18 protein-coding genes are annotated in these 26,828 nt (G+C 34.4%); 4 read left to right on the forward strand and 14 right to left on the reverse strand.

Annotated elements, in window-relative coordinates; genetic code table 11:
- Positions 1 to 166: 166 nt before the first annotated feature.
- Both AC3WVA_RS00280 and AC3WVA_RS00285 read right to left on the reverse strand, forming a co-directional pair.
- The gene (locus AC3WVA_RS00280) at positions 167 to 1,153 is read right to left on the reverse strand and encodes a phosphatidylinositol-specific phospholipase C (protein ID WP_098520149.1); all 987 of its coding nucleotides are present in this window, start codon (positions 1,151 to 1,153) and stop codon (positions 167 to 169) included.
- A gap of 177 nt (positions 1,154 to 1,330) precedes the next feature.
- Positions 1,331 to 3,172: a S8 family peptidase gene (locus AC3WVA_RS00285; protein WP_098345302.1), complete on the reverse strand. Its 1,842-nt coding sequence runs from the start codon at positions 3,170 to 3,172 to the stop codon at positions 1,331 to 1,333.
- Positions 3,173 to 3,462: 290 nt separating this feature from the next.
- On the opposite strand from AC3WVA_RS00285, the gene AC3WVA_RS00290 reads away from it, so the two are divergent.
- The 3 genes from AC3WVA_RS00290 (at position 3,463) to AC3WVA_RS00300 (ending at position 8,208) form a co-directional block, all read left to right on the forward strand.
- Positions 3,463 to 4,260 (forward strand): cell wall hydrolase, encoded by a 798-nt coding sequence (locus AC3WVA_RS00290; protein WP_098345301.1) that lies wholly within the window; start codon positions 3,463 to 3,465, stop codon positions 4,258 to 4,260.
- A 260-nt stretch (positions 4,261 to 4,520) separates the two neighbouring features.
- On the forward strand, positions 4,521 to 5,858 hold the full coding sequence (locus AC3WVA_RS00295) for an NAD(P)/FAD-dependent oxidoreductase (protein WP_048530431.1): 1,338 nt from the start codon (positions 4,521 to 4,523) through the stop codon (positions 5,856 to 5,858).
- Between the two features lie 430 nt (positions 5,859 to 6,288).
- The gene (locus tag AC3WVA_RS00300; RefSeq protein WP_098520146.1) at positions 6,289 to 8,208 is read left to right on the forward strand and encodes an LTA synthase family protein; all 1,920 of its coding nucleotides are present in this window, start codon (positions 6,289 to 6,291) and stop codon (positions 8,206 to 8,208) included.
- A gap of 85 nt (positions 8,209 to 8,293) precedes the next feature.
- On the opposite strand, the gene AC3WVA_RS00305 is transcribed toward AC3WVA_RS00300, so the two are convergent.
- Positions 8,294 to 11,077, reverse strand: a complete 2,784-nt coding sequence (locus tag AC3WVA_RS00305; RefSeq protein WP_492321743.1) for a dynamin family protein — start codon at positions 11,075 to 11,077, stop codon at positions 8,294 to 8,296.
- 483 nt (positions 11,078 to 11,560) lie between these two features.
- Between AC3WVA_RS00305 and AC3WVA_RS00310 the strand changes: the two genes are divergently transcribed.
- Positions 11,561 to 11,746, forward strand: coding sequence for a hypothetical protein (locus tag AC3WVA_RS00310; RefSeq protein ID WP_000461128.1), 186 nt, complete (start codon positions 11,561 to 11,563; stop codon positions 11,744 to 11,746).
- A 343-nt stretch (positions 11,747 to 12,089) separates the two neighbouring features.
- Here the strand turns inward: AC3WVA_RS00310 and AC3WVA_RS00315 are convergent, their stop codons facing one another.
- The 11 genes from AC3WVA_RS00315 to spoVS form a co-directional block, all read right to left on the reverse strand.
- Positions 12,090 to 13,076: a choloylglycine hydrolase family protein gene (locus AC3WVA_RS00315; protein WP_048530435.1), complete on the reverse strand. Its 987-nt coding sequence runs from the start codon at positions 13,074 to 13,076 to the stop codon at positions 12,090 to 12,092.
- Between the two features lie 221 nt (positions 13,077 to 13,297).
- Positions 13,298 to 15,241, reverse strand: coding sequence for a DNA mismatch repair endonuclease MutL (mutL, locus tag AC3WVA_RS00320; protein WP_417902496.1), 1,944 nt, complete (start codon positions 15,239 to 15,241; stop codon positions 13,298 to 13,300).
- 8 nt (positions 15,242 to 15,249) lie between these two features.
- Positions 15,250 to 17,928 carry a DNA mismatch repair protein MutS gene (gene mutS, locus AC3WVA_RS00325; RefSeq protein WP_098881486.1) on the reverse strand — a complete coding sequence of 893 codons (2,679 nt, stop codon included), beginning with the start codon at positions 17,926 to 17,928 and terminating at the stop codon, positions 15,250 to 15,252.
- A 295-nt stretch (positions 17,929 to 18,223) separates the two neighbouring features.
- Positions 18,224 to 19,303 carry an RNA-guided endonuclease TnpB family protein gene (locus AC3WVA_RS00330; RefSeq protein WP_098345295.1) on the reverse strand — a complete coding sequence of 360 codons (1,080 nt, stop codon included), beginning with the start codon at positions 19,301 to 19,303 and terminating at the stop codon, positions 18,224 to 18,226.
- A gap of 376 nt (positions 19,304 to 19,679) precedes the next feature.
- Positions 19,680 to 20,222, reverse strand: coding sequence for an outer spore coat protein CotE (cotE, locus tag AC3WVA_RS00335; protein ID WP_001288800.1), 543 nt, complete (start codon positions 20,220 to 20,222; stop codon positions 19,680 to 19,682).
- Positions 20,223 to 20,347: 125 nt separating this feature from the next.
- Entirely contained in the window at positions 20,348 to 20,779 is a 432-nt protein-coding gene (locus AC3WVA_RS00340) for a YlbF/YmcA family competence regulator (RefSeq protein ID WP_098345294.1), read from the reverse strand.
- Positions 20,780 to 20,782: 3 nt separating this feature from the next.
- Positions 20,783 to 22,312 (reverse strand): tRNA (N6-isopentenyl adenosine(37)-C2)-methylthiotransferase MiaB, encoded by a 1,530-nt coding sequence (gene miaB / locus AC3WVA_RS00345; protein WP_048530443.1) that lies wholly within the window; start codon positions 22,310 to 22,312, stop codon positions 20,783 to 20,785.
- A gap of 418 nt (positions 22,313 to 22,730) precedes the next feature.
- Positions 22,731 to 23,597 (reverse strand): 2-oxoacid:ferredoxin oxidoreductase subunit beta, encoded by an 867-nt coding sequence (locus tag AC3WVA_RS00350; RefSeq protein ID WP_000190154.1) that lies wholly within the window; start codon positions 23,595 to 23,597, stop codon positions 22,731 to 22,733.
- On the reverse strand, positions 23,584 to 25,341 hold the full coding sequence (locus tag AC3WVA_RS00355) for a 2-oxoacid:acceptor oxidoreductase subunit alpha (protein ID WP_087958638.1): 1,758 nt from the start codon (positions 25,339 to 25,341) through the stop codon (positions 23,584 to 23,586). Before AC3WVA_RS00355 ends, AC3WVA_RS00350 begins: the two co-directional genes overlap by 14 nt.
- 227 nt (positions 25,342 to 25,568) lie before the next feature.
- Positions 25,569 to 26,528, reverse strand: a complete 960-nt coding sequence (locus AC3WVA_RS00360; protein ID WP_141539446.1) for a dipeptidase — start codon at positions 26,526 to 26,528, stop codon at positions 25,569 to 25,571.
- A gap of 22 nt (positions 26,529 to 26,550) precedes the next feature.
- On the reverse strand, positions 26,551 to 26,811 hold the full coding sequence (gene spoVS / locus AC3WVA_RS00365) for a stage V sporulation protein SpoVS (protein ID WP_000404341.1): 261 nt from the start codon (positions 26,809 to 26,811) through the stop codon (positions 26,551 to 26,553).
- Positions 26,812 to 26,828: the final 17 nt, after the last annotated feature.

Genomic DNA, 26,828 nt, shown 5'->3' on the forward strand with positions numbered 1-26,828 from the left:
CAAATAGAATTCATTCATACATATAAAATTTATGGGTACAAATTTTATATGTATGATTATATCGTATGTTTTTATTTTTTTCTATCACGAAAGTATGATATTCAATGTTGGTTTTTGGAAAACAAAAAGAAGCGACGTATTTTATCGCTTCTTACTCTCATCATCTTTATTCTTTTATAAGTGACTCATTCGCTCTTATAACTTCTTGATACAGCAATGGTGACCACTTTTCATTTATATAATCTTGAATGATCCAACCTACTCTTGTAGGATTCTTTTGTTTTATATAGTTTGCAATTTCAGGATTTATGTAAGAGGCGTAGTAATATGGACTATTCCATGCTGTACCACCAGAAGACAAACTTGTAAAATTAATATATAGATGATGTAAATCCTCACTATTATTCATCGTGTCATTGATCGTATCTTTAATAGATTTTACTTTCTCATCATAACTCACTTTATATTTATCTTGCACTGTTACATTTACATTTTGATTTACAGTTGTCGTAAATGTCTCATTATCTGGCCAATAAAAATTATTATATCCTCCTGTTTCATTACTACTATACCTTTTTAACAGCACAATTTTCCCACGAGCATCTCCAAGTTTTATATTTCCTTCTGTTTTTAAAAAGATAGGATCAACAAAATAACTTTTTTCAAACGTATTACTAAAGGAACCTTCTGCTCCTTTCATATCCTCATACTCTTTTTTTAAAGACATAATAATCGTTTCACTTGGATTATCTTTTAAAAATTGTTTCGCTTCGCTTATGAATTCATGCAATGTTACATAAAGATATAATGGCCCATGATGAAGAACTATCGTATTATCATCTGTTAAACGTCCTCTTATATCAAAAATACGAGCTCCATGATCCATTTGGTAACGAAAATCATATTCTTGCGTCATTCCCCATACTTGCTTAATTGGATTTTGTAATTTGAACGTACCACTATCATGTGTTCCCGGAATTGAAATTCGTGCCAATGGGATGTTATCAGGTATAGGTTGCATCCATTTTGACCAATTTTCAAGCTCATTAACAGGGCTAGCTGCAAGGACTCGCTTATCATGTAAAGCAAATACAGATGTGCTAAATATCATAATACATATGAATAATTTCAAAATAAAATTATTATTGCTCACTACTATTCCTCCTTTTTCTGTTTTACATCAAACTTATTGAATATAATATAAGTTAGTTCATAAAAAATAAATAACATTTCATCAATATGAAATATTGCATAGAAGTAAAGTTAAAAAATCATTCACATATACTAAATTAGAAACATTTAAAGGAACTTCATCTGAAGTTCCTTTCGTTTATTTTATGTTCAATACATATGAACCATCTTTATTCTCATACTTATAGACATATAAATAATATTTACCTGGCTTTGCATTATAAGTTCCTTTAACTACACCCCCTTCATTTTCACCATATGCTACATAGTTGTTTAAATCTGATTCATGATGAAGTACCCATGTCATTCCAATGTTTTGTTCATTTAATAAAGAAATATTAATATTTTCTGGTGAGTCAATTTGGAAAGTAAATACATCCACCTTATCACGATTATCTAGTTTTCCTTTCATTGGTGTATGAAAGGAGACTTTATTTGCCTGTCTACGTTCATTATTTGGTTCATTTTCTGTTACTTGTAACTCATTCCCACCGTTCGTTTCTCTTCGTTCATACCCTAAATCTACTAGTATAGACTTCAAATCTGGTAAAACACCAATTTTATCTGAAGATGGATCTTTAGATTTCGTTCCAGTGTTACGGTTACTTAATATCGTTCTTAATTCACTTGGTCTATATGGTTGTCCTAAATTTTCTTTAGCAATGCTTTGTACTAAAGTCGCTGCTCCTGCGATAATGGGTGAAGCACTAGATGTTCCACTAAAGCTTGAAGTATAAAGATTTACAGCACTTCGACTTTGCTCGGCTGTAGTTGTATCTACATTTTCTCCCCAACCGTACACATCAATCCGACTTCCATAATTTGAAAACCACATACGCTCATGAGGGAAAGATGAAGAGCCCGCGCCTACCATAATTGCACCTGAATCTTTAAAATCTTTACTATTTCGATTTAAGACTTGTTTACCATTTCTATCTTTAAATTGATCTAAATCATTCCACCCATTTGCTCCAGCTTCTATAATGACAACACCTTTATCTGTACCAGCACGAATCGCATCAAAGATATCTGGTTGTATTTCAACAGGTAAATATTTATCACCATATCCATCAAAGGAAGCTTGTGCCTCTAATAATAAAACATCCCCAGCTTCTAACTGATTTACAGCACTTAATATTGCATCAGCTGTATTATACTGTCCGTTATCTCTTATTTGAGAAATCACTTTCGCTTTCGCTTTTGGCGCAATCCCAATATTCCCAACCTCATTATCCTCAGAGGATACAATCCCTAGTACAGACGTTCCATGTCCAACATGCTGATCTATATTTCTTCCAGACATTAATTCAATATTTTGATGTACTAAATCCTCATGATTTAATAGCCATCCATATTCCATATCAACAAAGGTTATATCACTTCCATTACCACCTTGGACTCCCCAGGCAAAAGGCGCATTAATACCGTATGGTGCCGCATCAAGGTAACCTTGTTTTTTATATCTAGGATTGTTATTAGGATTAAAAGATACACTTAATGGTTGTACTTCCGGTGGCGTTATTTTTTCTTGTTTCTTCACATACACATCTTCTATTAAAGATGATGTCTTTAACTTATCTACTAGTTCTTCTTCCTGCTCACCATTTTGATTTTGAAGAATATAATAGTTTGATAAACTTGTAGATACATTATTAGGTGCTTTCACTTCAAGGTTTTGTATTTGTTCCGGACTTACAGATGTGAATAAACGATTAAATGTTACATCTGGATATTCTGCAAAAAAATCTTCTAGTACTTTATCGTTCATTTGAGATTGTATTTGTTTTTCAATACCATCTTCATATGGCAATTTCAAATCCGCTCTGAATTTTACAATGATTTGCTTATCTGTTTCTTGTTCTATCCCTAATTTACTCTGTTGTTCTATAGAATCAGCATTTACAATATTGACTGTTTCCCCTATTCCTAAAAATGTTGAAATGATTACAGCTGAAACAGATATTCTTTTAAATATACTCATTACATCACTCCTCTTATTAATAATATTTAATCATTATATTAATCTATAATGATTTTATTTATATAACATATTCCCTTTCTACTAAATAGATTATAGTAATCAGCAATATGAACTTCAATGTATTTTCATATGCAATATTTCATATTCGGACTCTACACCACATAAATAAGAAACTTATAATGATTATTTATTTCATATGTGCTAATATACTTACATTACAATATTATGTATAGACATTCTTAACTACATTATTTAACAGTTTGACCTTATTTTTCCTAGGAGGATTTACAATGAAATTATTAAAAATAAAACATATAATCCCTATATCTGCAGCAGCAATTACATTCGTATGTCATCAAAGTACAGCTGAAGCATCTACCATTCATACAGTAAAAAAGAATGATACACTTTGGGGCATTAGTAAACAATACGGGGTTTCAGTACAATCCATTAAACGAGCTAACAATAAAGGAAACGATCAAACTTTTATTGGTGAACAGTTACATATTCCAGGGTCCAAGAATTCAAAGGAAATCACCGTTCGTCAAAACGCCCAATCTGCGAACATTTCTGGACAAATTATTTATCAAGTACAACAGGGAGATTCATTAGAAACGATAGCAAAGCGTTACAACGTTACCGTTCAATCTATAAAACAAATTAACAATACAATCGGAAACAAACTTTATACAGGACAACATTTAAAAATTAACTCAAGCATTTCAGAAAAAGAAAAAGACTTAATGGCACGCTTAGTTACCGCTGAAGCAGGTGGCGAATCCTATAAAGGTAAAGTAGCTGTAGCAAAGGTTATACTAAATCGTGTAAACGCAAAAGGTTTTCCAAATACAATAACAGGTGTTATTTATGAACCTATTAAACACGGCTATGCATTTACTCCTGTTACAGATGGAAGAATTAATCATCCTGCAAGCCCAGAAGCAAAAATGGCAGTAGAAGAGGCTATCTCCACAAATGGAATACATTCTGACTGGCTTTATTTCTATAATCCGAAAACATCAACAGACAAATGGATTACGACACGTCAAACAGTAGCAGTAATCGGTAACCACGTCTTCGCTAAATAACATATAAAAAACAGGCCTTCTCACTTAAAAGGTCTGTTTTTTTATATGTAAGAATTTATTTATCATATGACATAGTGATCTTTGAAAACTATTTCTTCTTTTAAATAAAGACATTTGTATTTACTTCATCACTCCGAAAAATTAAAGAAGCATCGAGTTCAAAAACTCCCTCTTTATTAATAAAAGCTATTTCTTAACTTCATAAAATTGTTATACACTAAAGAAATAAAAACAAACTATTCGTTAGCAGGTGAAAGAATATGTATGATGTTACAATTATCGGCGCTGGAGTAAGTAGCATTTTTATGGCTTATTCACTAGCTAAAAGTAACAAAAAGGTTTTACTTCTTGATAAAGGTAAAGCGCTAGAAGATCGTCATTGTCCTTTAGACGAAGGAAAAGTGTGTACTTGTACTACATGTGATAAATATTTTGGGTTTGGCGGTTTAGGAAAATCTGAAGGGAAATTTAATTATACAAACGGATTTGGCGGAGAACTTGAGCAAAAAGTCGGTAAAGAGGGCTTTATACAACTCATGACTGAAGTAGATGAAATTCTATGTCAGTTCGGAGGAAGTTCTGTTTCAAAATATTCTACAGAAAGTCCAACTCTCAATAAGAGAGCTGAGGCGTGTGGTTTACAAATGCTCACAACAGAAGTAAGACACCTTGGTACTACCCTTTCAAGTGACATTTTTCAGCAGCTCTACGAATTTTTACTTACGAAAATAGATATACAATTTCATATAGATGTACATCATATTATGAAACAGAAAGATCATTTTACAATAAAGACGAATGAAGGAACAGTTCAATCGAAGCAACTAGTATTTGCAACTGGACGTTCCGGATCGGATTGGCTAAAAGAAATGTGCACTTCTCTCAATATTTCTCAGGAACAAACTCGTGTAGATTTAGGGATTAGAGTAGAGATGAACGAACACCAATTACGTTCTATATTAAAAGATACATTTGAGACTAAACTCTCTTATGAGCATGAACACTTCACAGCAACTACGTACTGTATGAATCCGAAAGGACGCATTATTAGAAAGTACGAAGAAGGTTTAGTTATGCCTGACGGACAAAATTTTCGCGAGAAAGGAACTGGCACACCTAACTTAAATTTCACTTTATTTATCCCGCGCTATTTTTCCACTCTCAAAGAAGCAAACATATACGCAAGTTCAATCATTAAAAACATTAACCAAGGACGAGATCGGATTGTTATTCAGCGCTTAGAGGACTTACTACATGAACAGCCTACAACAGAGGACGGGATGAAACATAATCGTATACACCCTACACTACAAGGAGATTATGGCGATTTGCATACAGAAATTCCTCCATTATATATTGAAGGACTTAAGGGATTTTTATTACGCTTAGAACAATTCATCCAAGAACCGATCGATAAAGATACTTTATTATATGGAATTGATGGAAAGTTCTATGCTCCTACGATAAAAATCAATAACCACTTTGAAACAAGTGTGCATGGGCTATTTTTAGTTGGAGATTGTTCTGGTGTCACTCATTCATTATCTCAAGCTGCTGCAAGTGGGTTGTATGTTGGAAAATATTTATCTCATATTTAATTTCCTACATTCAGATTGCAATTAAATATTTTAATTTCCATAGTAATAGCTTACTATTTCCCCACAAAGAATCAGGGTTTTATGGGATACACATTTAACATAGCTATTGACATTCAATTCCAACAAATTGAATGTCAATGGTTTTAAAAGCCCCTATTCATTTCCCCTTTCATTTGTTCGATATTTTGTAACATCACCATAGTGTTTAATATGTTAGGATGTCTATAAGTATTTTTTACTACAACTATGACTTTTTCTGTTCTGTTTCTAAAAAATAGATTTATGCTTTAAAATTCCCCATTGTACGTATATGAATACTTCATATTATGACCTTTAGAAAGCATAAACTGAATGGTTCATAATACTTATATAGTTATAAAAATATAATATATAACATAAATTGAATAATTTGTATAAAGAAGGAGTAAAAATGAAAAATAAAATCAATTTACAAATGCAAAATATAAGCTTTGTTTTAATAATTGCTTTAGCAGTATGGTTAAAAACATATCTTATTACAAGATTCAGTTTTGATTTAAAAATTGAATCTTCTACACAAGAGCTTATTTTATTTATTAGCCCACTCGCTACATCATTAGCTTTTGTCGGATTAGCATTATTTGCAACTGGTGAAAAGCGAAATTATATAGCGCTATGTATTAATTTCTTATTAACAATCGTACTCGTTGGGAATGTCATGTTCTATGATTTTTATAGTGATTTCGTAACGTTACCAGTACTTGGGCAAACATCAAACTTTGGCCAATTAGGCGGCAGTATCATAGAAATATTGAACTACAAAATTATTCTCGCGTTCGTAGACATTATTTTCTTCTTTATTTTGTTAAAGAAGAAGGCACTAGTCTTCAAAACAGGACGTGTAACTCATCCGGCACGCTTGGGATATTTTCTCTTAACGATTGGCGTATTTTTTGCAAATCTACACCTTGCAGAAAAAGAACGACCTGAACTATTAACGAGATCATTCGACCGAGTCATGCTTGTTAAAAATTTAGGACTATATACACATCAAGTATATGATTTAACACTGCAAGTAAAAGCAGGATCACAAAAGGCACTTGCTGATAGCAGTAAATTACAAGAAACTGAAAACTACGTAAAAGCAAACCAAAGTGAGCCAAACCCTAATATGTTTGGTGCAGCAAAAGGAAAAAACGTAATTGTCGTTACTCTTGAATCCTTGCAAACCTTCTTAATAGGTGCATCAGTTAACGGTCAAGAAGTTACGCCATTCTTGAATGAATTCATAAATGAAAGCTATTACTTCAATAACTTTTTCCACCAAACTGGGCAAGGAAAAACATCCGATTCTGAATTTCTAATCGATACGTCGTTGTATCCATTAAATCGAGGAGCTGTATTTTTCACACACGGTAACAATGATTATACTGCGACTCCGGAAATTTTACGTCAGCAAGGCTATTTCACTTCTGTATTCCATGCGAATAACGCAACATTTTGGAATCGTAATATCATGTACTCTGCTCTTGGTTATGATCGTTACTATAACGAACTTGATTACAAAATTACGCCCGAAACACATTTAAATTGGGGATTAAAAGATATTGAATACTTCGATCAATCAGTAGATATGTTAAAAACTGTTGATCAACCATTTTACGCTCGTTTCCTTACTTTAACGAACCATTATCCATTTACGTATGATGAAGATACAAAATTCATTGAACCATATAACTCTGGTAATGGCGTATTTGATCGTTATATCGTAACAGCACGTTACTTAGACGAATCCATTAAAAGATTTATTGAGCGTTTAAAAGCCGAAGGAATGTATGATGATTCTATTATTGTGTTGTACGGTGATCATTATGGTATTTCTGAAAAACATAATCGTGCAATGGCACAGTTTTTAGAAAAAGATCAAATAACAGAATTTGATACTTTAAATTTACAACGCACACCTTTATATATTCATATGCCTGGACAAACAGAAGGTCAAACGATTTCAAAGCCTACGGGACAAATCGATATGAAACCTACAATTCTAAATTTATTAGGAATTGATACTACGAACGATATCCGCTTTGGCCATGATATGTTTTCAGATGAATATACCGGTTTTGTTGTTCTACGTGATGGTAGCTTTATTACAGACAAGTATGCATACACAAACAACACTTTCTATGACCGCATAACTGGTGAAATTGTAGATTTACCAAAAAAAGAAGCACAAGCACTCATTAACCGTGCACAAAATGAATTACGAATGTCTGACAAAATTATTGAAGGCGATTTATTACGTTTCTCAGAAAGTAATAAAATGAAAACTGGCGAAGTACAAACTAAAATTAAAGAGACTGAAAAATAATGTAAATATGAAAAGGGAGCAACCCATTATAGTTGCTCCCTTTTACTTTCTTATAACATATAATCCAATTTCATATATTTCCCTTTTATTCTACGGTTGTTTCTAAAGTTACATCTGTATATGTATAATCATCACCTATATTTAAAATTACTTCACATTGACGTAATCTCAATTCAAAGAGCATGATAGAATCATGGTAGACTTCAGGATTTGATTTCATTTTATGTAACATCTCTTGTTTTTCTTGTATTTCTAAATGAGTATTTTCTACAGCTTGTTTCAAGGAGTTAAATGGATTCCTAAAGAATATATGAATATCCCTCTCTTGCGTGTTTTCAAATAGCTCAAATTGCAAGAAAAATTTCTTCATAATAGAAGTTGTTACCTCTGTATAATCTTCATTTTCTACATACTGTTTATATTTGTTATATAGCATACCTTTGTTTTTAGGAAGAACTCCAAACAATTTACCGGCACTTTTCAGTAAAAATTGTGCTGGTGTAAATCGGCGTAAAATATTTACTTCATCCATTTGTATTCTAGTCGTCATTCTGTCAGCATCTCTGCGCCAGTCATCAAGCACTTTAAAATCACATGCTAACTGTATTCGATTTTCTCCAAATAAAGAATTAAGTCCTTCACTCAGTTCTTCAAGATATGATTGACTTTGAAGGAGCTCATGATTAGAAGTTTCAATCCAATTTTGCATAGAAAGAGCAAGTTTAGGTAATACCGTTTGTTCTAAATATTTGTGCACTCTTTCATTCATTGCTTTATTTAGTTCCGTATCCATGTGACCGAAATCGCTTTCTTCACTAATTAAATCTGAACAACTCTGTAATATCTTCGGAATATTTTCAGTAAGGTCGTTCGTAATTTCCGTTTTCATTGTGCGATATGACTGTGTAATGAAATGAATTTTTTCCTTCTCAAAAGCAGTAAGATTATTCATGCTACCATTTAGTTTCACGAGCATATCTTCATTCCAATTAATCGCATCAACTAAATTATTTTCTTTCTCAACGCGCTTATCCAACAGATATGTAATTGTTTTTCGAATGAAAAATAGTAGCTTTTCAGTACGTTCTGCATCGATATTTTTATGATTAAAGTTAAAATGAATAAACTCAGTTAACTCATTTAATTGTTGACTACTTGTATATAGCGAAGAGTAAGGGAAAATTCTCGCTTGCGGGAAATATGTGTTTATTCTTGCTTGCGTATCATATAATACTCTTTTCACTTCTGCTTCACTATATATGTTATCGATTTTATTTAATAAGAAATGAATTTGTAAATTTGGTGTATGTTCTTGAATGCTTAATAGAATGTCACGTTCTTTGTCAGTAAAAGGTGAATCCGCATTCAATACAAATAGTAATTCGTCTACAGAGTTTAAATATTCGAATATCTCATCTCTAGTGTCATTATTCCTATTAAAGCCAGGTGTAACTACAAATGTAAGTTTATTTTCACCTAAAAATTTGCATGGTAATTTAAATTCAACACATGCTCTATCTCTATATGTTTGATGGTGTTGAGACATCATATTATAGTAATCAGAGACATCTTCCGTTGTTGTAATTGCAGAGTCTGTTATGGCGTTAATTTCTGTATGAGCATCATTTTTTAAAACTACTACATTCGAAATTGATTTTTCTACTATATTTTCTCCTAATATAGAGTTAATAAATGTAGTTTTTCCGTTCCCTGAAGTTCCCGTTACTAAAATGCGATTTGTACTTAAATCTGCGAGCTCGCCAACTAACCATCTAAATCGGTGACCCATTTCTATACTATGCTCTTGTGCCCACTCTGTAATAGATTCAAAAAGATGTAAACTATACTCTAAGCCATTCACATGATTAATAGAATATAACAACAGGTTTTCCGCATGTTTTATATTTGCTGAATCTATTTTCGAAGGGAAAATCTCATCCCATGCCAATACAGCTGCTGATGGGAATACAGCATAAGATGGATTGACTACCTTTAACCAATTTGTTAACAAGTTTGGAATGATGTCGTGCAATTGTTTAAGCATATATTGACCTTCAATTAATTCAAAGTACGTTTCTTCGTAAAGAGAAGAAATCTTGTCCCATATATCGGACGAATGTATTTCAATATGTAAGAAAAATTCATTTATTGTGTTAAGCCATAATAAGTAATTTTGTTCATTTTTATAACTGTTCCAAAGTGTTGAAACCATTTGCGTAAATTGTACTTGATCTACATTATTTAACGTAACTAATGCTTCATAGAAATAATCTGGTGCAATATGTTTAGTAAATCTTTTATCGATATATCCTTTTAAAACCTCAAACCACGGATAAGATTCTGTTCGAATTAACTCATTCACAGCAAGCTCTACTGCACTATCAAAATCTTGCTGCTCCTCATAAAAGGAACGGGCGATTTTTGTGACATTTGGATAATCCGGATTTAAAGAAACTGCTTCTTTAATAACAGCGAAAGCTGAATCAACATTATTTTGCTCTATGTAAAGAGAAAGTAATTGTAGTCTAATTTCCGTCATCAATATTATATTATCAGTAGTAATGGAAGTATAAACATTTTCAGCAACTTGTAATTGATTAAGCTCGAAATAAGCATCCGCAATATTTTTTTGTGCCCATGGTGCTAATTCATTATTAACTTTCTCCCATTTAAAAATAGCTGCTTCAAAATCTTGATGCTGATAATAAAACTCACCTTGTGCAAAACGAATGTAAGATCCATCAGAAATCTCATTTCTTTCTTCGTTTACATAAACTTCTCCAAGTACGTCAAGAGGTGGTTTTGTTTCATTCTCCATTAGGAATGTTTCATAATACATCTTTTTTATTAATTGTTTTTCTACTCTCATCTTTTCCCCCACTATATCTTAAAAATACATTTTTAAGATATGTCAATACTTTTTGTATGTATGCTTTTTATCTTAACAAAGAATATCTTTTGGAAAATTTCATTTTCCTTTCATTTTTCAAGTAAGATTGAATTTTTATGAGAAAAGTTTCAGTTTTTTTTCAATTCCCTTTCAGTTATGAAACAGCATTAAATGTTCCTAATAACCTAATAACACTATAATCTCCTGCATTATATTATCAAGAAAAACCTATATAAACCATATTATAAAAACAATTTATAACGAATATATATGCAACATTCCCTTCACGAATAAATGAAAAAAATCATTATCATACACTTCTCACATTGTTTTCCTTTGAAATATTTCAGTAGTTAGGTAATTAATTTGTTCTAACCTATATAAATAACTAGTCCAAAAAAAATCTATATGCATATCATGTTATAGTAAAGAACTCAGGAAATACTAAAAGGAGGCATTTTCATGTTTGAAGATAAATCTAAAATAAACTACCCATATGAATTTACTGAAACTACAACAATCCCTCTAAAAAATCCCATTAATAAAAACTTCAAAAACGGCTCTGGTACACATACCTTCCCAATAAAAAAACACTATAAAGAACAGGTGTTATATACGGAAAAAATTAATAATAATAAAAACAAATAATCTGATAAGCTCTTAAGCAATTAATCAAATAAGTATCTATATTAGACCTTGCATAGTTATCGGTAATATATAAATCTTCCTTATACAACTCATGTACTTTTAAAAAGTGCTGATATACAGCGCTTTTTTATACATAGATAATAGAAGAACAAAAAAGGTATGGATATTTTCCACACCTTTTTTGTTCTTTACTATTTATAAATGGCGTACGTCCATGTTTATTTCACCTAATAGCACTTTAATGGCCCTTCTAGAAGTTATTGGATTGAATTTATACCCCTTCTGATCCCTAGTGTTCTATTATATATATTTTTAAATTTACCAAACGCAGTTTCAAAGCTATTTAATTTTCATAAAATATTTTTTGTATCCGCTGGAACGGATAAGCTTTAATCTCATCTGTATCTAAATTTTCATGAAATAAATGAATGGCTATAATTTGTCTACAATCGTAAGTATGATAATAATATGTTCCGGACTCCATACACATTACGCTTGTATAAATGGTATTATCTAATGCACCTTCTTCTGTTATTACTCCGCCTTTAGGAACCTCGCAATTTGATAAAATATGAAATAGGGCCGATACTCCCTCTTCTTCGCTATCTATACCTTGAATGTTTTGTTTGCCATATGCTGCCCTCACAAACCTTGATGGTGGGGTGAAATCCCCTGGAAGCCCCATTGAGCCTGATCCCTGACCAAAAGCACTTAATGGTAAGTTACTCCACTCAGTTGGCGCGAATGGCTGCGATGTAAGACCTATATATTGTCTTAAATTTTGTAAATGCCAATTAAACTCCGGGCTATTCGTCATCACTCCTAGTGGGTTATCATACAATTTCAATCCTTCGCTTGTCGGCTCCAGTACAATGCAATCTCCCCATTTATCAGCTAAAATCCAATGTAGTGGTGGCGTAAGTCCTAAATCCGGTAATGGTATATCCAAAAAGGTAAGGCTATCTACAGATTCCTTTAACTCTTTGACAGAATTGAATTGTGTCAGACTCCAAGTTACAAAATCAAATGGTGCCAAATTCGTTTTGTTATCATCTATGCTTTGACTATAAGTAGCGAATCCTGGAAAATAGAGTGTTGCACATGTCATACCTGCTTCATTTACTCCGTCCGCCATAATGATCCTTCCTTGATGATTAATTCCCATTCCGACCGTAGCATGTTTCGTATTAATGATTTCACCAGTTATATTACTCCACTGGTAATGTCGAGGAATAATTATTACTTCTTGATTCATATCTAATGTGAAATCCATCGTTCTTGCAAAAAGGTGCTGACCGTTTTTTGTCTGTAATGTCAAACTAGTACACATAAAGAACACCCCGTTTTATGGTTTTATCTACACTTTACATAATTCTGATAAGTCTGTAAATTAAAATCTCTTTCTATGGATTCATATGATTTTTCTACACTTAGTATAAATAAAGAATTTATTAACAAAATGAAAAACTTTTAGACTAAATGCAAACAAAAAAAAAGCGATTTATTTCATCGCTTCTTTTTTATTAAATCATATCCAAAATGACAGTATCCCTACATAACCCTCTTAAACATCTTCTCCAGCTCATAAGTAGAATGATGCACAAGAATCGGTCTTCCGTGTGGGCATGTGTATGGATTTGTTGTTGTACGTAGTTCTTCCAGTAAAGCAAATATTTGATCATTCGTTAAATATTGATTCGCTTTAATGGACGCTTTACAGCTCATCATGATGGCTGCTTCTTCACGTAATTTTTTAATATCAACTTTTTTTAGTTTGACGACTTGTTCCATCATTTCGTCGATAATTTCTGTTTCTTGTCCTTTTGGAAACCACGTTGGATGTGAGCGGACGATAAAGGATTGATGACCGAATTGTTCTAAGAACAGTCCAACTTTTTTCAGTTCTTCTAGTTGCTCTTCAACACGTAAAAATTCAGTAAGAGATAAGTCAATACGGTACGGTACAAGTAGTTCTTGTACTTCTTGCGTTACCCTTCCTACTTTATCACGGAAGTATTCATAATTAATACGTTCCTGCGCGGCATGCTGGTCAATCATATATAAGCCTTTATCATTTTGAGCGAAAATATATGTTCCATGCATTTGTCCAATTGGATAAAGTGGTGGTAAGTCATTACCGTTCATTTCAATATCTTCTATTTTCTGAACTTCTTCTTCCAATTCCTCTAATTCAAAGTCTTCATCGTTACTGTTCCACGATTTCTCTTCTTGAATTGGTTCTTCTATTATCGGCTTAGTAGATGATTGCCAACTTTGTTCTTCTCTTACGAGCGACTGAGGTGGTTGCCATTCTTGCTTCGGCGGTTGCCACAGTTGTGCTGGCTGTTTCACAGCCAGTGGTTCTTCTTGTTTTTCATCCATGCCCGTCGGTAAAATGATATCCGGTATGGATGGTTCTTTCGGCTTCGCATGCTCAAACTGGAACTGTTCTTGCACACTTTCATCTTTTTCTTTTTTCTTCGTTGTTACACCTGCATCTGGAATGAGCTGTATTTTTTTGAATGCTGCTTGCAATGTTTCTTCGATTAGCTTTAGTAATTCTTGTTCTTTACTAAAACGAACTTCCAATTTCGCTGGATGTACGTTAACGTCAACTAGCATTGGATCCATTTCAATCGATAAGAAGCCGATTGGATATCTTCCGACTGGCAGTAATGTATGGTACCCTTGCTGAATAGCTTTCATTAATACGAAATTTCGAACGTAACGACCATTTACGATCGTTGACATATAATTACGAGATGCTCTCGTTACTTCTGGTAATGTTACATAACCTTTAATTGTGAAATCTAAAGATTCCGCTTCAATTGGAATAAGCTTCTTCGCAACTTGAATGCTGTAAATTGATGCAAGTACTTGTCTTACATCACCATTTCCTGATGTATGAAGCAATTTCTTTTCATTATGAAACAGCTTTAACGATACTTCTGGATGTGACATTGCAATACGATACACGATATCTGTAATATTCCCAAGCTCTGTATGAATGGTTTTCATATATTTAAGACGCGCTGGTGTATTAAAGAATAAGTTTTGTACTGTAATATCTGTTCCTTTTCGGCTCGCTGTTTTCTCCTGCTTTATAATGTCTCCACCTTTAATCATAAGGTGTGTACCAGGTGCATCACCTGTGCTAGTGATTAATTCTAATTCACTAACTGAAGCGATACTCGGCAATGCTTCACCGCGGAAACCGAGTGTTCTTATGCGAAACAGATCGTTTTCATCTTTAATTTTACTCGTCGCATGTCGTTCAAAAGCGACGATACAATCTTCTTCTGCAATGCCATCCCCATTATCAATGATGCGAATTTTCGATAAACCAGCTTCTTCTAAGTGGATTTCAATAGATGTACTATTCGCATCGATAGAATTTTCCACAAGTTCTTTTACGACTGAGGCAGGGCGCTCTACTACTTCCCCTGCCGCAATTAAGTTAGAGAGTTGATCATCTAGTTTGCGAATTTTACCCATCTACTTACTCATCCTTTCTTTAACTTTTTTTGTAAGCGATACAGTTCGTTCATCGCTTCTAAAGGTGTCATATCAAGTAAATCAATTTTTTTAATTTGCGTCAGTACTGCCGTTTCTTTTGCATCTAAAACTGGCTTGTCTTGTTTTTTCGAAGACTGTTCTCCACCAAAGAATGATAGTTGTGATTCTTCTTCAGTCTCTACTTTCGTCTCTTCTATTTCTACTGGTTTTTCTTTTACAACTACAGGCTCTGGAATAACTTCTTGCGCCTGTGCTTTCATTTCTACACGCTTTGGAATAATAATTTCTTCCTGTCCTTCAAGTTGTGCTAACACTTCTTTCGCACGAGCGATTAAGCTATCTGGAAGCTCTGCAAGTTGCGCAACGTGAATTCCGTAACTTTTATCAGCTGCACCGTCTTGAATTTTATGAAGGAATACTACTTTTCCGTTCTCTTCAATAGCTGAAACGTGTACATTCTTCAGTTGATCTAAACTTTCTTCTAGCACCGTCAATTCATGATAATGCGTAGAGAATAACGTTTTTGCCCCAATTTGGTCGTGAATATGTTCAATGATTGCTTGTGCAAGTGCCATACCATCATACGTAGATGTACCGCGTCCAATTTCATCGAATAAAATTAAACTTCTTTCTGATGCGTTTGCAATGGCATTTTTTGCTTCTAACATTTCAACCATAAATGTACTTTGACCTGAAATTAAATCGTCCGCAGCACCAATTCTCGTAAAGATTTGATCAAATACAGGTAATACTGCTTCTGTTGCTGGTACGAAACAACCGATTTGCGACATAACAGTTACAAGTGCTAATTGTCTCATATACGTACTTTTACCAGACATGTTCGGTCCTGTAATTAAAAAGACATCCATCTTCTCTGGCATAATACAATCATTCGGTACATACAATTTCCCGTTCAATACTTTTTCAACGACAGGATGACGACCATCTTTAATAAAAATTTCACGCTTCGTTGTTAGTACAGGTTTTACGAACTGTTCTTCTTCACTAACTGTCGCGAAACTTTGCAGTACGTCTAATTCACTAATTACTTTCGCTAAATGCTGTAATTTCGGAATAAATACTTTTACTTCTTCACGAAGCGCTGTAAATAAATCGTATTCTAGTTGTACAATTTTTTCTTCTGCTTCCAAGATTAATGTTTCTTTTTCTTTTAGTTCATCTGTAATGAAACGTTCCGCATTTGCAAGCGTTTGTTTACGCTCATAGCGGCCTTCTGGTAATGCTGCAAGGTTCGCTTTCGTTACTTCAATGTAGTAACCGAAAATACGATTGTACCCGATTTTTAACGATTTAACTCCTGTAATATCGCGCTCTCGTTTTTCAAGCTCAGCAATCCACGTTTTTCCGTTTTTACTAACGTAACGATATTGATCAAGCTTGTCATTATAACCGTCTTTAATAATATCTCCATCTTTAATAGAAAGCGGTGGGTTTTCTTGAATACTTCTTCCTAGTAATTCTGTTAAGCTCTCACATGGATCTGCACCTTGAATTAATCTCGCTGCATACGCGTTATCTAACAGACTAATCGCTTCTAAAATAGCTGGTACTTGAAGTAAAGATCGTCTTAACTGTAATAAGTCACGTGCATTCACATTACCAAATGCAACTTTTCCTGCTAAACGTTCTAAATCATATACTTCTTTTAACTTTTCTTTTAAATCTTCACGTAAGAAGTAATCATTCACAAACGTTTCAACCATTTCTAAACGCTCTTCAATTCGTTCTTTTTGTATAAGCGGACGTTCCATCCACTGTTTTAACATACGACCACCCATAGCCGTTTTCGTCTTATCTAATAGCCATAATAACGATCCTGTTTTTTCTTTCGTTCGAAGTGTTTCTGTCAGCTCTAAATTTCGCTTTGAATGCACGTCAATTTTCATAAACTGATTCGTATAGTAAATTTCCACTGGCTGTAAATGATCTAATGAACGTTTTTGCGTTCTTATTACATAGTTAAATAAGCGTCCAACTGCTTTAATTAACTTTGCTTGTGAAACATTTTTCACAAGGTGTTCTAATCCTTCAGGAATTGTCGTTGCATCTTCATATGAAATCGTCATTTTTAACGTTTCAGTTAACTTGTTTAATTCATCTTTAGAAAATGAAGAATCTACAACAATTTCTTTCGAACCAGTTGCATACACTTCTAATAAAATATCTTCTACTGAACCAGTCAATAACGTTACTGTATTTTGTCCAGTCGTTAAATCATTACAAGCTAAAGCATATGATCCATCTTCAAAATGTGTTAATGCTGCTAAGAAGTTATTTTCTTTCTCATCAATCGTACGCCCTTCCATCATCGTTCCTGGCGTAATTAGTTGTACGACTTCACGGCGCACTACACCTTTAGCTGTTTTGGGGTCTTCTACTTGCTCACAAACCGCTACTTTATATCCTTTTTCAACAAGTTGTTCAATATAGTTTTTAGCCGCATGATGCGGTACACCGCACATCGGTATACGATCACTACTACCACCATCTCGGCTCGTTAATGTAATTTCCAGTTCATGAGCTGCTTTAACCGCATCTTCAAAGAACATTTCATAAAAGTCGCCTAAGCGAAAAAATAAAAAGGCATCTTGATAGTCTGCCTTAACCTTTAAATATTGCTGTATCATAGGCGTATATTGCTTCATACTTATCCTCCATAATTCTTACATAATAATCTATATTCATATATGTCACATTTCACGGACATCCATATCTCCTGTTTCAGGAGTCTTTCTTCATTATAGCACATTTCATAAGGACTCATGTTTATTCAAGCACTACTTATTTGAGACTCCCACGACTAAAGTCGCAAGCCCGAATCCTTACGGAGTTACGGGTGGGATTCTTGAATGACTAAGCGTTCGCAGTCCATTTCTGTTTTGAACAACCTTCAAGATCAGGACATCTCATTGCCCTTCCTAAACCAGACCATATAGGTGCTTAGGCTGATTGACTGTTACCATCAATCACAGTTGCGTAGCGAATATTCATCGCCCCAACGATATCACGATGTGTCTTAAACCCACATGGACACTTGTACTTTCTGTCTTGTGCCCTGTTCTTTTCAGCGCATTTTGGACAACTTTGACTTGTATAAGCTGGATTCACATATTCAACCTGAATACCAGCTAACATTGCTTTATACGCAATAAATCGTGACAAACGATAGAATGACCAAGTGTGTAGATTTTTTTCGTTTTTACGGCTTGTTCTTGCCGTCTGTCTTATATTCGTTAGCTGTTCTAATCGAATGACAGAAATATGATTATCAATCGCAAAATCAATGATTTCACGACTTATTTTGTGATCTTTATCTTGCATCCATCTTTTTTCTTTATCATCCAATCGTCGGATGGCATTCACCTTTTTGTCTTTTCCTAGCTTATTACGAACACTCCGAAACTTACGCTTCCTATATTTGTTTTGCCTACCATTCCCAAAGAAACGAACCTTGTCATCGTCTGTGATCGCTACCGCAGGGACTTTGAGACCTAAGTCTACTCCTAAAATTTTCGTCCCTGCTTTTTCATTTGTAGTAAGCTTGATAGATATTTGGGCGATCCACTTATTCGATTTCTTTGTGATACGAAGTGTACCTAATTTATGTTTTAACAAATTCAAATTGCGATTGTTTTTATCGATTAATAAAGCGCGGACCTTTAAACGAGTGGACTTTCCATTTATCTTAAACGGGATTGAAATATGAGTGGCATCAAATGAGTAATTTTGATTGTTCCATACACAAACAGGTCTCTTTAAAACCGGAATGATTTTATACTTGCTTTTCTTTACTTTTGTAGCGAACAAACTTTTCGCGTCTTTAATCGCCTGATTCTTCACCGCACTTGGGATATTTGCTTCAATATCTTTTGTGCTTTTTTTCGTACTTTTCTTTGCTTCCACCATTTCCGATACAAGCGTATTTATAACTTTGATATATTCGTGACTGCTTTGTTCCAACAAACGGATTTGTTCTCTTGTTGGAATCAATTTCACTTTCACTGTTAGGGTCTGTGACATACCTTTCATCCCCTTATTTTTTGATTTTCAGCATCGTTTATTTGATACATTTCTAGCAATAGAAACAAAATAAGAACTTGTCCATAAACTTTGCAACTACATGAGATGAAGAGATTTTCCTCTCAAACGCTTTGAAACATTCTTCTATTATCATTTATTCTAGCTACAATGTATCATTTATTTTCGAAAAATTACAACAAAAAGATCCGAAGAAACTACCTATAATTTGGATACTTAAAGTACCACGAACCTTGCAATTTTTAGTGGTACTCCGTATCCAACCTCACTTTCATCCCATGCCTAAAGGCAATGGGCTTTCTTGTTAGGGAAAATCTGTAAAGTAAAAAGCTAGGAAGAACTTCTCCCTAGCTTTCTATTACTCTTCTTCTGCATCAACGATAAAGTTCGGATCTAATTCTTCAAACTCATCATCGTCAATTTGGAAATCTTCGTCTGATTCTACACAACCTTCAGGGTTTACACTTACACAAATTTTCGTTTCGCCAACTACTTCTGTTACAAATTCACGTTCTACAGTTACAACAATTTTATTACCATTTGGTGATACAAGAGCTTCTAAACAATTTGGTGGCTGAATGACACGAGCAATAATTTCTAAATCATCACCAGAAAAGTTTTTATCACGATACCCAATGCTTACTTCATCCGTGTAGTTCACACGCTCTGTTACAACTTCTGTCTTTGTATTGCCATCAAATGAATACCAAGTGTTCACATCATAGAAACCTTCAATTTCCACATGCTTTCCATTCTTTCTTGCTTCATACGAGTGGTTAATTACCCAGCACCCTAAAATACTTGTTGGTTCATTATTCGATTCACATGTATGCGTTGACTTTGTATACTTACGTCCTTTTCCAACCACTGCTTTTGTAATAATCTCTCTAAATTCGGACATTCGTAACCCTCCTCAATCACTATTCACTTAATCATATGCGTGACAATAGCGGAATGTGTCATTCTTTTTTTGAGAAGAATTTACGTTTAATCCACTAAAAAAAGAGATGTCAATTCGACATCTCTTTAACAACCACAATTTCCTTTTTTACTTTCTACCGCTGCGCCCGTTTCACCCTTCAATACATCGCCATTAGTTGAAATTAATATTTCATCTGTTACGTTGTTAGAAATCGTACTTGCAACTAGCTGTAGTAAATCATTTACATATGTTTGTGAAGATTTAAATTCTTGTACAACTGGGATACTATCTAACTTATCTTGCAATGCATCAATTTCAACTTCTACTTTTTTCAAAGCTTCCCATTTTCCGTAATGCTGCAAGTTTACTGCTTGTTTTTGCAGTGCTTTAATTTCATCAATTGCGCGTTTTACATTTTCATTTTTATGAATTTGCGCCTCTGCTTTTTTAAAGAAATCAACTTCTTCTGTTTCAGAAATCATTTTTGCTAATTCTTTTGCTTGCTCAACAATTTCATCTTTCGTATATGCTTTCATCTATTATTCCACCTCAATCGGCTCTTCAACTAGTTCTCCGTTAAGAGACCAAGTTTTTGCGTCCGTTACTTTTACTTTCACAAGCTGACCAATTAAAGATTTTGGAGCAACGAAGTTTACAAGTTTATTCGTACGAGTATAACCTGCAAGTACTTCCGCGTTATTTTTACTTTCTCCATCAACTAACACTTCTACAATTTGACCTTTATAACCATCATTCTTTTCAATTGCCAATTTATTTACTAATGCATTTAAACGTTGAAGACGTTCTTTCTTCACATCCATCGGTACATTATCTTTCATTTTTGCAGCTGGTGTACCTTCGCGCGGAGAATAAATAAAGGTAAAGGCAGTATCAAATCCTACTTCACGATATAACGACATCGTTTCTTCAAATTGCTCATCTGTTTCATTTGGGAAACCGACGATAATATCAGTTGTTAATACCGCGTTTGGAATTGCTTCTTTAATTTTTCTTACAAGCTCTAAATAATGCTCACGCGAATATTTTCGCGCCATAATTTTTAACATCTCTGTGCTTCCAGATTGAACTGGTAAGTGAATATGTTCTACTAAGTTCCCACCTTTTCCAAGCACTTCAATTAAGTGATCATCGAAATCACGTGGATGGCTCGTTGTAAAACGAATACGAGCTATATCAACTTTACGGAGTTCATCCATTAAATCGCCAAGACCGTATTCTATATCTTCAAAGTCTTTACCATATGCATTTACGTTCTGTCCAAGTAACGTAATTTCTTTATAACCATTCGCAGCTAAATGACGGATCTCTTGGATAATATCTTCTGGACGTCTGCTTCGCTCTTTTCCGCGTGTATACGGTACGATACAATATGTACAGAACTTATCACAACCATACATAATATTTACCCAAGCTTTAATATCACCCCGGCGTACTTTCGGAAGGTTTTCAATTACGTCTCCTTCTTTTGACCAAACTTCAACTACCGTCTCCTTCGAGAACATTGCATCCTTTAGAATGTACGGTAATCTATGAATATTATGCGTTCCAAACACCATATCTACATGCTGATTTTTTTGCATAATTTTATTTACAACAGACTCCTCTTGAGACATACAACCACATACACCAATTAAAAGGTCCGGATTTCTTCGTTTTAGTGACTTTAAATGACCTAGTTCACCGAACACTTTATTTTCAGCATTTTCACGAATGGCACAAGTATTTAATAATACTACATCTGCATCTTCAGTTGAAAACGTTGGTTCATATCCAAGTGCAGTGAAAATACCAGCCATTACTTCTGTATCATGCTCATTCATTTGACAACCATATGTACGAATATAAAACTTTCTTCCTGTACCAAAATTGCGAAACTCTTCCGGTAAGCCAAAATCCCGTTCAATTTTAACTTCTTCTTTCCCTCGTTTTTTCGCGTCTTTTAAGGAAGGTGGTTGGTATACACTTTCAAAGTATTTGCTATAATCTTTCTCTTCTTTTTTCGTAGAGGAATTTGCTTGCTGACTTGCTAATCGTTGTTGCTCGTTCATCGGTAATCTCCTTTCACCCTTAACTATACACACTCTATAGTCCATTTTAATGCGCTTAGACTCACCTCAAAAATGGTTAGATAGCTTGAGAGATAACTTGTCCTTTGAAACTTGAGTAACCAATCTAATCATTCGTAAGAATGAAGTCTTCCCCACGCAAATAGACATTCCCTTTTATTTGTCCTACCCAAAAGCATATTGCTTTATCTCTATAAACATTACCATAGTATGAAGCGTTTCGCCAATTTAAACAAGAAAGAGGCTCTGTCTGATTTTACATTTCATATGCAATGAACTCACCATTTTCATACAACGATTTATATATTATTTTACCATTCTGAATTTTCTAAGTAAATAAGACTACTCTATATTTTTCTCATTAAAAAAGGTTGCCACATGGCAACCTTTCCTTCTTACATTACATAAATTCAGCAACAAGCTCATCAAACATTTTCTGATCCATATTTAAATCAGATTGCACTAAAGGCTTCTCACTATAGCCTTTTACAAGTTCTTGATATGAAGGTTGCGCTGTATTTTGATAAATTAAACCTGTTACTAACCCGTTATTTTCCATTAACGTTTGCATAGCCATCATGCGATTAGACGGATCATATCCCTCTACTGTACTTAGTTTTGTTAAATTCTCTTTAAACCAATCGTAAGTATTTACTTTATTGTAAGTAACACATGGGCTGAACACGTTAATTAATGAAAATCCTTTATGGTTAATACCAGCTTCAATAATTTGTGTTAATTCTTTTAAATCACTTGAAAAGCTTTGCGCCACAAATGTTGCACCAGCTGTTAAAGCCATTTCCATAACATTTAGTGACGGTTCAATTGAACCTTGTGGTGTACTTTTCGTTTTAAATCCAGCTTCACTACGTGGTGAAGTTTGCCCTTTTGTTAATCCGTAAATTTGGTTATCCATTACGATGTACGTAATGTCGATGTTACGACGAATAGAATGGATTGTATGTCCCATACCGATTGCAAATCCATCACCGTCACCACCTGATGCGATAACTGTTAAATCACGGTTTGCCATTTTTACACCTTGTGCAATTGGAAGAGCACGACCATGAATACTATGCACACCATATGAATTAATATAACCTGAAATACGACCTGAACAGCCGATACCAGAAATAACAGCAAGTTCATCTGGATTTAAGCCAACGTTAGCTGCCGCACGTTGAATTGCAGCTTGCACCGAGAAGTCTCCGCAACCTGGGCACCAGTTTGGTTTTACACTGTTACGAAAGTCCTTAAATGTTGCCATTTAATACAACCCCTTTTTTGCATTCGTTGTAAATCTCTTTCGGCAAGAATGGGTTTCCATCATATTTTAAAAGACTAGAAATTTTCTCACCGTTACCAAGATTCATTTTCATAATGTTAGCAAGCTGACCTGTTGCATTGTTTTCTACCACTACAACACGCTTCGCATTTTTCACAAGTGGATCGATTTCAGCTGTTGGGAACGGGTGAATTAAACGCACATGAGCATGGTTTACTTTCATACCCTCTTGTTCTAATCGCTCCATTGCTTCTTCGATCGCACCACGAGTTGAGTTAAATCCAACAAGCAATACGTCTGCTTCTTCATGCTTAACATTTTTATAAACAGGGGTATTAAATTTCAAGTTCTCCATTTTACGGAAACGTTTGTCCATTTGATCTTTACGGTTTATTGCTGATTCAGATGGTTTACCAGTTTCATCATGCTCTACACCTGTAACATGGTGAACACCATTTTTCATACCAGGTAAAACACGTGGTGAAACGCCATCTTCTGTTACTTCATAACGCTTGAAGTATGCTTTATTTTCACGTTCTGGTAATTCTGCTTCTAAATCAAGCTTACCGCGACGAATTTCCACTTTATCTAACTTAAGTGGTTCTACCGTTTGTTTCCCTAAAGAAAGCTGTAAATCTGTTAAGAAAATAACAGGTACTTGATATTCTTCAGATAAATTAAACGCTTCTACAATATCGTAGAAAGCTTCTTCAACAGTACTTGGCGCCATTACGATTTTTGGAATTTCACCGTGCGTACCGTAAATCATCGCCATTAAATCAGACTGCTCTTGTTTCGTTGGTAATCCTGTACTTGGACCGCCACGTTGTGTATCAACAATTACTAATGGCGTTTCTGTAATACCTGCTAAACCGATCGCTTCCATCATTAAAGATAGACCCGGACCAGCAGATGCAGTTAATGTACGAACACCAGCATAGTTTGCACCGATTGCCATTGTACAAGCTGCGATTTCATCCTCAGTTTGGATTACTGTCCCGCCAACTTTTGGCAATTTTTTAATTAAGTATTCCATAATTTCAGATGCAGGTGTAATTGGATATGCAGACATAAAGCGGGCACCACCAGCTACCGCACCAAATGCGATTGCATCGTTTCCAATCATAAACATGCGTTTCTTACCATCAGCTTTTTCAAGCTGCATCATGTTTACTTTCTCACCTAGCAATTCTTTCATATATTGAGAGCCACGTTTAATTGCGTCCATATTCTTTTGAACGACTTGCTCTCCTTTACGACCAAAGATCTCTTCAACAACATCTAAATAAGCTGTCTCATCTAATCCTAATACCGCACTTGATGCTCCAACAGCAACCATGTTTTTCATTAATGATGTGCCTAATTCTGAAGCAATATCTGTAAACGGTATCACATATAGATTTACATCTGTATTATCAGGTATTGTTGGATTAAATTTCGCATCTGCAACTACAATTCCACCTGGACGTAGTTCGTGGAAGTTAAAATCAATTGTTTCTTGATCAAAAGCAATTAAAATATCTAAATCATCTGAGATCGCGCGTACTTCTGTTGTACTTACACGAATTTTATTATTTGTATGGCCGCCTTTAATACGTGATGAGAAGTGGCGGTAACCGTATAGGTAATATCCTAATCGGTTTAATGCAATACAGAAGATTTCTCCTGTACTTTCAATTCCTTCACCTTGTTGGCCTCCAACTTTCCATGAAAGTTGACTAATCATCTCCTACACCCCTTTTGGCTGCATTCATTGTAGTGTATTTTTTTACAGTAATAGTTTAGCATTTTTTATGCAAATAAACTACAACGGACGCAAATTATGCCTCTTCTGATTTCCCTGAATCTTTAGTATAAAGCTATTTTGTTTTTCATTCTAGTATTAGGTCTTAAAAAAAGCAATAATATCAAATGAATTAATTCTAATTTTTCTGTATTTTCAAAACAAAAATCTTAAAAACTTATACGTTCAACAAAATTATTATATAAAAATCGCTCTACAGTAGATGCAGCATAGTGTTTACAAAGTTCATTCATTACATTTTCATACTCTCGATACGCCGATACATTTACGACCGTTTCTAATATCCCATCAAAATCGGAACCAAATCCTATATTGTTCTCTCCACCTAACGAACAAATATATTCAATATGCCTTACTATATCTGCTATATTCGCTTGTTTTTCACTTGTTAGAAACTGTGGTACGAAAGTGACACCGATTATACTATTTTGCTTTATAAGAGCTTTAAGTTGTTCATCGTTTAAATTACGTGGATGCTGACAAAGTTTCATGCAATTTGAGTGGGAGGCAATCGGATTTGTTGCAACTTCTATCACATCCCAAAAGCTTCTTTCATTCAGATGAGACACATCAGTCCATGCATGCAACGTATTAAGTTCTTGTACAACGTGTTTACCAAAAGTCGTTAAACCCGCCCCACGTGTCTCTAGCGCACCATCAGCTAATAGATTGGCATAATTCCATGTTAATCCAAAGGAACGTACTCCTAGGCGATAAAACAACCGTAATTTCATTGCATCTTTCCCAATTGCTTCGCATCCTTCTAGTGTTAATATCGCTCCAATCTCGTCCTGTTTTAACATGTTAATATCATCTTTTGTCTGAATTAACTTCATACCTGGTAGTGACAAAATTTCATTATAAAAAATATCTATCATTTGTAATGCCGCTTCAAACCTTTTTTCATACGCTATCGTTTCTGGCACATATATAGCAAAACATTGTATACTTCCTTTTCTTCTCTTTAACTGTTCGAATGTAATATGTAATTGCGGATCATTTTTAAAATTCCTTTTCCCCTGTGCACACCATAACTGAAGGAGTACATCACAATGAGCATCAAAAATTTTCATTTCCATTCCTCCATTATAAAAACAACCTGTTTGCATACTGCAAACAGGTTGTTTAAACTTAACGAGGTTCTACAATTAATTTTATTGCTGTACGTTCTTCCCCATCAATCATAATATCTGTAAACGCTGGGATACAAATCAGGTCCAAACCACTAGGCGCTACAAATCCTCTTGCAATTGCTACTGCCTTTACCGCTTGGTTCAATGCACCTGCACCAATGGCTTGAATTTCTGCTGTTCCGCGTTCGCGAATAACACCTGCAAGTGCACCAGCTACAGAATTAGGGACCGACGTTGCTTTAACTTTTAATATTTCCATTCCGCGTTTCCTCCTCG

The organism is Bacillus sp. EB106-04-02-XG92 (assembly GCF_058791995.1).

What these genes read in the sequence shown, in the direction of transcription:
- AC3WVA_RS00285 (WP_098345302.1), bottom strand. Translation starts at nt 3,172, where the DNA reads ATGAGTATATTTAAAAGAATATCTGTTTCAGCTGTAATCATTTCAACA.
- AC3WVA_RS00290 (WP_098345301.1), top strand. Translation starts at nt 3,463, where the DNA reads ATGAAATTATTAAAAATAAAACATATAATCCCTATATCTGCAGCAGCA.
- AC3WVA_RS00295 (WP_048530431.1), top strand. Translation starts at nt 4,521, where the DNA reads ATGTATGATGTTACAATTATCGGCGCTGGAGTAAGTAGCATTTTTATG.
- AC3WVA_RS00300 (WP_098520146.1), top strand. Translation starts at nt 6,289, where the DNA reads ATGAAAAATAAAATCAATTTACAAATGCAAAATATAAGCTTTGTTTTA.
- AC3WVA_RS00305 (WP_492321743.1), bottom strand. Translation starts at nt 11,077, where the DNA reads ATGAGAGTAGAAAAACAATTAATAAAAAAGATGTATTATGAAACATTC.
- AC3WVA_RS00310 (WP_000461128.1), top strand. Translation starts at nt 11,561, where the DNA reads ATGTTTGAAGATAAATCTAAAATAAACTACCCATATGAATTTACTGAA.
- AC3WVA_RS00315 (WP_048530435.1), bottom strand. Translation starts at nt 13,076, where the DNA reads ATGTGTACTAGTTTGACATTACAGACAAAAAACGGTCAGCACCTTTTT.
- mutL (WP_417902496.1), bottom strand. Translation starts at nt 15,241, where the DNA reads ATGGGTAAAATTCGCAAACTAGATGATCAACTCTCTAACTTAATTGCG.
- mutS (WP_098881486.1), bottom strand. Translation starts at nt 17,928, where the DNA reads ATGAAGCAATATACGCCTATGATACAGCAATATTTAAAGGTTAAGGCA.
- AC3WVA_RS00330 (WP_098345295.1), bottom strand. Translation starts at nt 19,303, where the DNA reads ATGTCACAGACCCTAACAGTGAAAGTGAAATTGATTCCAACAAGAGAA.
- cotE (WP_001288800.1), bottom strand. Translation starts at nt 20,222, where the DNA reads ATGTCCGAATTTAGAGAGATTATTACAAAAGCAGTGGTTGGAAAAGGA.
- AC3WVA_RS00340 (WP_098345294.1), bottom strand. Translation starts at nt 20,779, where the DNA reads ATGAAAGCATATACGAAAGATGAAATTGTTGAGCAAGCAAAAGAATTA.
- miaB (WP_048530443.1), bottom strand. Translation starts at nt 22,312, where the DNA reads ATGAACGAGCAACAACGATTAGCAAGTCAGCAAGCAAATTCCTCTACG.
- AC3WVA_RS00350 (WP_000190154.1), bottom strand. Translation starts at nt 23,597, where the DNA reads ATGGCAACATTTAAGGACTTTCGTAACAGTGTAAAACCAAACTGGTGC.
- AC3WVA_RS00355 (WP_087958638.1), bottom strand. Translation starts at nt 25,341, where the DNA reads ATGATTAGTCAACTTTCATGGAAAGTTGGAGGCCAACAAGGTGAAGGA.
- AC3WVA_RS00360 (WP_141539446.1), bottom strand. Translation starts at nt 26,528, where the DNA reads ATGCAAACAGGTTGTTTTTATAATGGAGGAATGGAAATGAAAATTTTT.
- spoVS (WP_000404341.1), bottom strand. Translation starts at nt 26,811, where the DNA reads ATGGAAATATTAAAAGTTAAAGCAACGTCGGTCCCTAATTCTGTAGCT.